The 5,661-nt window shown below is 58.1% G+C and carries 4 protein-coding genes; all 4 read right to left on the bottom strand.

What is annotated here, in order from left to right; all coding sequences use genetic code 11:
• Positions 1 to 206: 206 nt before the first annotated feature.
• The gene (locus H6F43_RS11790) at positions 207 to 968 is read right to left on the bottom strand and encodes a DUF928 domain-containing protein (RefSeq protein ID WP_190342956.1); all 762 of its coding nucleotides are present in this window, start codon (positions 966 to 968) and stop codon (positions 207 to 209) included.
• Positions 965 to 3,283 carry a CHASE2 domain-containing protein gene (locus H6F43_RS11785; protein ID WP_190342955.1) on the bottom strand — a complete coding sequence of 773 codons (2,319 nt, stop codon included), beginning with the start codon at positions 3,281 to 3,283 and terminating at the stop codon, positions 965 to 967. Before H6F43_RS11785 ends, H6F43_RS11790 begins: the two co-directional genes overlap by 4 nt.
• Positions 3,284 to 3,287: 4 nt before the next feature.
• The gene (locus tag H6F43_RS11780; protein WP_190342954.1) at positions 3,288 to 4,430 is read right to left on the bottom strand and encodes a DUF1822 family protein; all 1,143 of its coding nucleotides are present in this window, start codon (positions 4,428 to 4,430) and stop codon (positions 3,288 to 3,290) included.
• The coding region (locus H6F43_RS11775; RefSeq protein ID WP_242025530.1) for a sigma-70 family RNA polymerase sigma factor at positions 4,427 to 5,661 on the bottom strand (1,235 nt) is incomplete at its 5' end. The genes H6F43_RS11775 and H6F43_RS11780, both read right to left, overlap by 4 nt.

The following is a 5,661-nucleotide window of genomic DNA, read 5'->3' as shown; positions in this document are numbered from 1 at the left end:
TGCTGCGAGTCGTGGCTACTTTTATCGGACGGTAGAGCTGTTTTCGCGATCGAAGAACCTGTAGATTCCCAGCTTCCTCAAGAAGCTGGGTTTTTTGTAGAGTTATACCAACTCGGAATTCGGAATTCGGAATTGGTAATTGCAGAAGCTTGAGTCTGTCTGCGTTTTAGTGGTTTGATCGGTAGCTGGAATTTAGAGAATTGGTATTACTGCCCGATGCCGCAGCGCGTAATCGTTCTAACTGAGGTAGCAGGAGTTAAATTCACTTGCTGAAGCAGATCGGTCCATGCAGCCGCTAGCGCCGAATTGGGCAGCGACGATCGACAGCGGGGCGTGCCCAACGTGGTTAGTGCGTCGTACCAAATGCCGCCCTTGGCGTAGACCGCTGCTTGCTCTAGCGGCGTTTTTGCTTGCCTGAGCTGCTGTTGCAGAAGGGACTGAGGCAGAATTCGCTGAATTCGACCGCTGATGCTGATCGGGCGATCGGGCACGTCGGCGCTACAGCTAATCGAGAGCGCCCAGCGGTAGCCGCCCGCCTGAAGCGGTTGGGCTGTGTTCGGCAGAGTGAGGCTAAATACGCCAGGAGGCGTATTGCGCGTCGGAAATCGGCTTGTGTAGAGCGTTTTACCTGCCTCGTCGCGCAGGGCAAACTCGATCGTGGCACCCGTCAGCAAGCCATTTGGCGCGTGGAACCAGATGCTTGGACGCTCAGCCGTTGTCAGCCCCCAAGGCGTTCCTTGAGTGACGGGCACTAGAGCAATCAGGTTGTTGTAGGGCGAACAGGGACCGCGACTACCACCGCCCTGTCCGCGTCCGGTGGGTTCACCTTTCGGCGGCGGCGGGGGAGGCTCGAATTGGATGGAGGCAGGCTGAGCGATCGCGGGAATCGATAATTGAGCGGCGATCGTGCTAAGCAGCACTGCCATTGTTAGACGGGTTACGCTTTGGCGAAGTTGAAAGCAATTCATCGCGTTACTTTAGAGGTGAGTAGGTAGGCAACAATGCTGCTGTTGAGCAGCAGAGCAATGAGAGCGGGAACAAACGGGAGCCAGCCCGCTTGGGACAGGAGCAGAACGCAGAGCCAGAAAGCAGCGATCGCGGTCACGCTGACCGCGAGTCCCCAATACAGCAGCCGCCGAAATCGCCAGCTCAGAATGCCGCCAAGTAGGGACCAGCCCAGCAGCCACAGCGCCTCGCCCCACGGCGACGCCACCCACAGCAGTGGGCGTCGATCGAGGACGGTGCTAAGCATCTGGCTAACCATGTGTGCCTGAACGAGGACGCCGGGAAGCTTGGTCGAGAACGCTTTGCCGTAGGGCGTGGACCAGTAATCCCCGCTGGTGGGCGTGACAGCGCCAATTAGCACAATGCGATCGCGAAAGGCGTTGGGGTTGACCTGCCCGGTAAGAACTTGGCGCAGCGTCACTCGTGGGGCAATGTCCATTGGACTGGAGGTGGCGCGGTAGTTTAGCAAGACTTGGCTACCGCTAGCGTTGATCGCGGCGTAGCCACCCGTGCGAGACGCAATGCCGGGAAAAACGGCGTTTCCTAGCTGCAAATCGCCTGCGGGCGTGAACGCGGGCGTAATCCCTTGATGCACGAGGTAGCGAAAGGCAAGCTGGACGCTGAAGGCGTAAGCCGGTGTGCAGGTGGAGGTCGGATTCGGACTCATAAACAGCAGATGACGCCGCACTACACCGTCGAAATCCTGCACAAAGTCGCTGAAGCCCAATCGCGCTTCAGGAAGCTCTGGCGGCGGCAAAGTTCCAGTTGGGTCGTCCTGTGGGTCAGGGCGCTTGCAGATGCCAATCAGGTTCCGGGTGCGACGCAGTTGCTCCGCTAGGGCAGGCGTCGCCGCAAAATCTCGGTACAGGTCTAGCCCGATCGCGCGGGGTTGGGTAGGCTCCAGGATGGCGAGCAGTTGGGCGAGGCTGCGATCGGAAAGCGAGCCGCGTCGTAGATCTGGTCCCTGTGCCCGAATGTCGTCTTCGGTCACAGTGATCACGACCATGCGCGTGTCCGGAAGCTCGGCAGGTCGCAGGCGCATTAGTCGATCGAACGTTGCCAACTCTAGCGGTTGCAACAGCCCAATTGCTCGCACAGCAACGACCAATCCCGTGATCAGCAAGCTGCTAACCCCGAGAATTTTCCAGTCTCGCCGCGTTGGCGGCTGCATGGCACCACGACCGCTCCACGACCGCCAATCGGTCGGGACATCCGCCGGATTCTGACAAATGACGGGCAGCCACGTGGCACAGGGAAACTGGTCTTCTAGCGGCTGAAGTTGCTCGCGCGCCTGTCGCACAGCCGCATAGAGCGATCGCCCACTGGCAAAGGCAGCGAGGAACTGCTTCAGAAACGCCTGCGCGACGTGATCGGGCACGGGTTCCCGCATCACAATCATCTGGGGCAGATGCAAATCTGCTAGACCCTGCGCCAGTTTTAAGCCGTCGCACGAATTGAAGATCGCCAGCTTTAAGCCGTGCGCGATCGCCGTCCTTAAGCCGTACTTCAACTGCTCGATCGTCAGCCCTTCGCGGGGATTAATCTGGATCTGTCCGGCTCCCTGACTGGTGCTGTGCCCCGCAAAAAACAGCAGATCCCACCCTGGTTTCCAAAGCTGTTGGTCTAACTCAGCGCGACTGGGTTCTACCAAAAACGTGATTTTGGCGTGGGGCAGTTGGGACAGCGCCGCGCGATCGGCGTCGAGGTCAATTCCGGTGCGATCGCCCAGCACCGCCAGAATCCGAATCGTACCGCTTGCTGCCCGATCCACTTTCAAGGCGGGAGCGTACTCTGGGGGACTCACCGCCAGTTCTGCGTTGGGGTAGTCCTCGAAGAATTGCCACAGGGACCACGGCAGCCGCAGCACGTCCTCCGACTCGGCGGCAATCAGAACGCGTACGTCGTCATTGGGGGCAAGGTGCGTTCGCAGCGTTTGATCAATTTTGCGGAAGGCATCAGCACAGAGCCAGCCGTTAAGGCGATGCTGCAACTCCCGACACAGATCGTCAAATTCCGCTCTGGAGCCGTGCGTCACATCGGCGTTATCAATTTCAAATTCGACGTCAAATTCGGCGGTGCGCCGCAAGCCTAACCCTGAATACAGCAAGTCATAGAGTCGCCGCCAGCGCTGATACAAACCGGCTAGCTCCGGTGCGGCAGGTAGCCCTCCCAAAACTTGCAGCGGCGTAGACTGTTCCGAATGCCACAGTTGCACGATCGCCCCTGGAAATCCGTGCTGCAAATCGCCTTTTCCTAAATTTAAAACCGCTTGACGCATAACATTAGCTGACAAACTCTTCCATGCGTCTGGTTTCGTTGAGGTCGATCCAGATTTGGAAGCGGGTTCCAGGAGCACATCTGAAGCGCTTGAGCTGAATCGATTCATCGTCGTCTCGCGCCTGTACAGACTGGATGACTTCGCCCGTGTGCGATCGCATCGACAGGCGCAGCGTCGGCGGCAGGGCACGATCGCTAGAAAAAACCTGGACTCGCACGCTCATTCTGCCGTCTGCTTCGGTTCCGACCGCCACCACGAGCAGAACGTCCTGATCTGGCAGGCGAACCCGTTTCACACGCCGCACCAGCGACTCGGTCGCCGTCTGACGCAGGGCAAAGGCGGGCACCCCAACTAACTCGTCGATCGCCTGCCACGCGCCATCAAACACCTGCTGGAGCCACTGGCTGAGATGGGCGATCGGCGGTGTGCTGGCGCGTGGTTCGCTAGAAGCGGGCTGATACAGCCGCTGTCGCCAGTCGTCGTTTGCCAACAGTGCGCCCCACTGCTGAAATGGCAGCGCCAGCCGGGGCTGCTGAATCGCTGGATTGCTCAACTGCTGCATTAGGGTTTCGGCTTGGTCCGATCGCAGCGTGGGCAGCGGCGCGAGGTCTGCTCGCGTCAGCTCATGGGGATTAAGCTGGCGCACAACCCAGAGCACCGACAGGTCGTCGATTAGCTGCATCGCATCCATCTGGTAGGTGCGATCGCTTGTATCCAGCGTCGCCTGTGTTTTCAGCTGTTCGTGTGTCGTGTAGCCCCAAATTCTTAGCCAGTCGCCCTCCGGATTCACCTGCACTGCCAAGTAGTAGTCGCCAGCCCAACTGGGAATATCGACCCATTCTTGAGGAACCACAAATTCTCGCGTCTCCAACGATTTGTCGGGAATCAGAATAAAGCGATGCCCTCCTGCGGTGATTGCCGTACCGTTGACAAATGCCCACTGGCTAAACAGTGCCGCTCCTTCCTGCCATCCGTTGGCGTCGGGTTCGTACTCCGATCGCAGCCACGGCAGCACGGTATCGAGGCAAAGCTGATTTAAGTAAGCTGTCCAGCCGCCCATCGCAGACGATTGCTGCCATGCCTGCGCCTGCACGTCCGGCGGAATCTCTAACACAAGCTGCGTCGGCGGAATACACGAAAAACTCATAGAGATAGCTCCTCTGAATCGCGATCGCCGAGCGTCTGATAATGGCTCTGCAACCACTCGTCTAAAATATGGCTGATATGTTTAATCACGGATGAGGTTGGAGTTGTATGCAGCGTGTCTTCACTCCATCGGGTGATTGCCAGCAGCAGTCCTTCTCGCGCTTTACTGAGTCGCCGCGACACGGTGTACTGCGGGATTCCTAGCTCCTGAGCAATTTGCTGCTGCGTGTATCCGTGTTGGTAGTAACGCTGGATCAGCATCTGTGCTTGCGTATCCAAGTTTGCCAATGCCGCTGTCAAGACTGCTCCAATCTCGGCGTGCTGCTGCCGGCGTGTGTCGCTCTCTTCAGCAGCGATCAGGTTCGCTAACAGCGACTCATCCGCATTCGATAAGTCGTCTTGTAATTCGCCGCTGTCCTGTCCAAGCTTTGGCATATTCAGCGAGGCAACCTGCGGGTACAAATAGCGCCGTGCCTGATTCGAGCAGAACAGCAGCCATTTTTCTAGCGTTTCTGGACGACAGTCTGTGCTCGGAGCGTCCAACGATCGCCGCTGGGTGTTGTAGAGAGTCGCAATCGCCGTCCACGTTTCCGCGTCGGGCTGCTTCAGCGATCGCGTTTGCATCGATTTTGAGCGGATGTAGCTGGTTTCAAAGCAGTTCCACGCCAGCAGGTAACGGGCGATCGTGTCTGGGTCTAATCCGGCGTGCTGCAACGCTTCCTGAAGCCGTTTGCGACTCAGCTTTAGCAGCAGACTCCAATCGTTGCAGAAGTCAATTTCCTGCCGCTGCCGCAGCACATCGCGAATCACATTGCCAAAGGCAACACTGCTGTAGGTTTTTAGGCTGGCGCTCTGCGCTGGGTCGCAGGCTTTAAGAATTCTGGGAACTTCGGCGATCGCCAGTTGAAAGCAGTCGGACAGCTTGTACTGCGAACTCGTGATTCGAGGCAGCGTTTTGTGCGCCGCCCAGTAGCACGTTTCCTGCAAGTACGCCGACAGATGCGCCTCTGCCAGCTTGTTCGATTGCGCCTGCCAGTGCTTGTGCCAGTAGCGCTCCCAGAAACGCTCTTCCGTAAACCGCCCTGACGTTTGCGCGTCTGTCTGTGACAGACAGGTCTGCATACTGCGCCGCAGTCGGGGGTCCGCAATCCATCCACTGACGCGATCGGCTTCAAATTGCAGGAATGAGGAGAAAACCTCAGTCAGGGCGTGACGTGCTCTCATAGGTTCTG

Source organism: Leptolyngbya sp. FACHB-36 (assembly GCF_014695955.1).
Lineage (GTDB): Bacteria > Cyanobacteriota > Cyanobacteriia > Leptolyngbyales > Leptolyngbyaceae > FACHB-36.
Note: the sequence above shows the minus strand (reverse complement) of the source record. Positions and strands in the feature narration are given on the sequence as shown.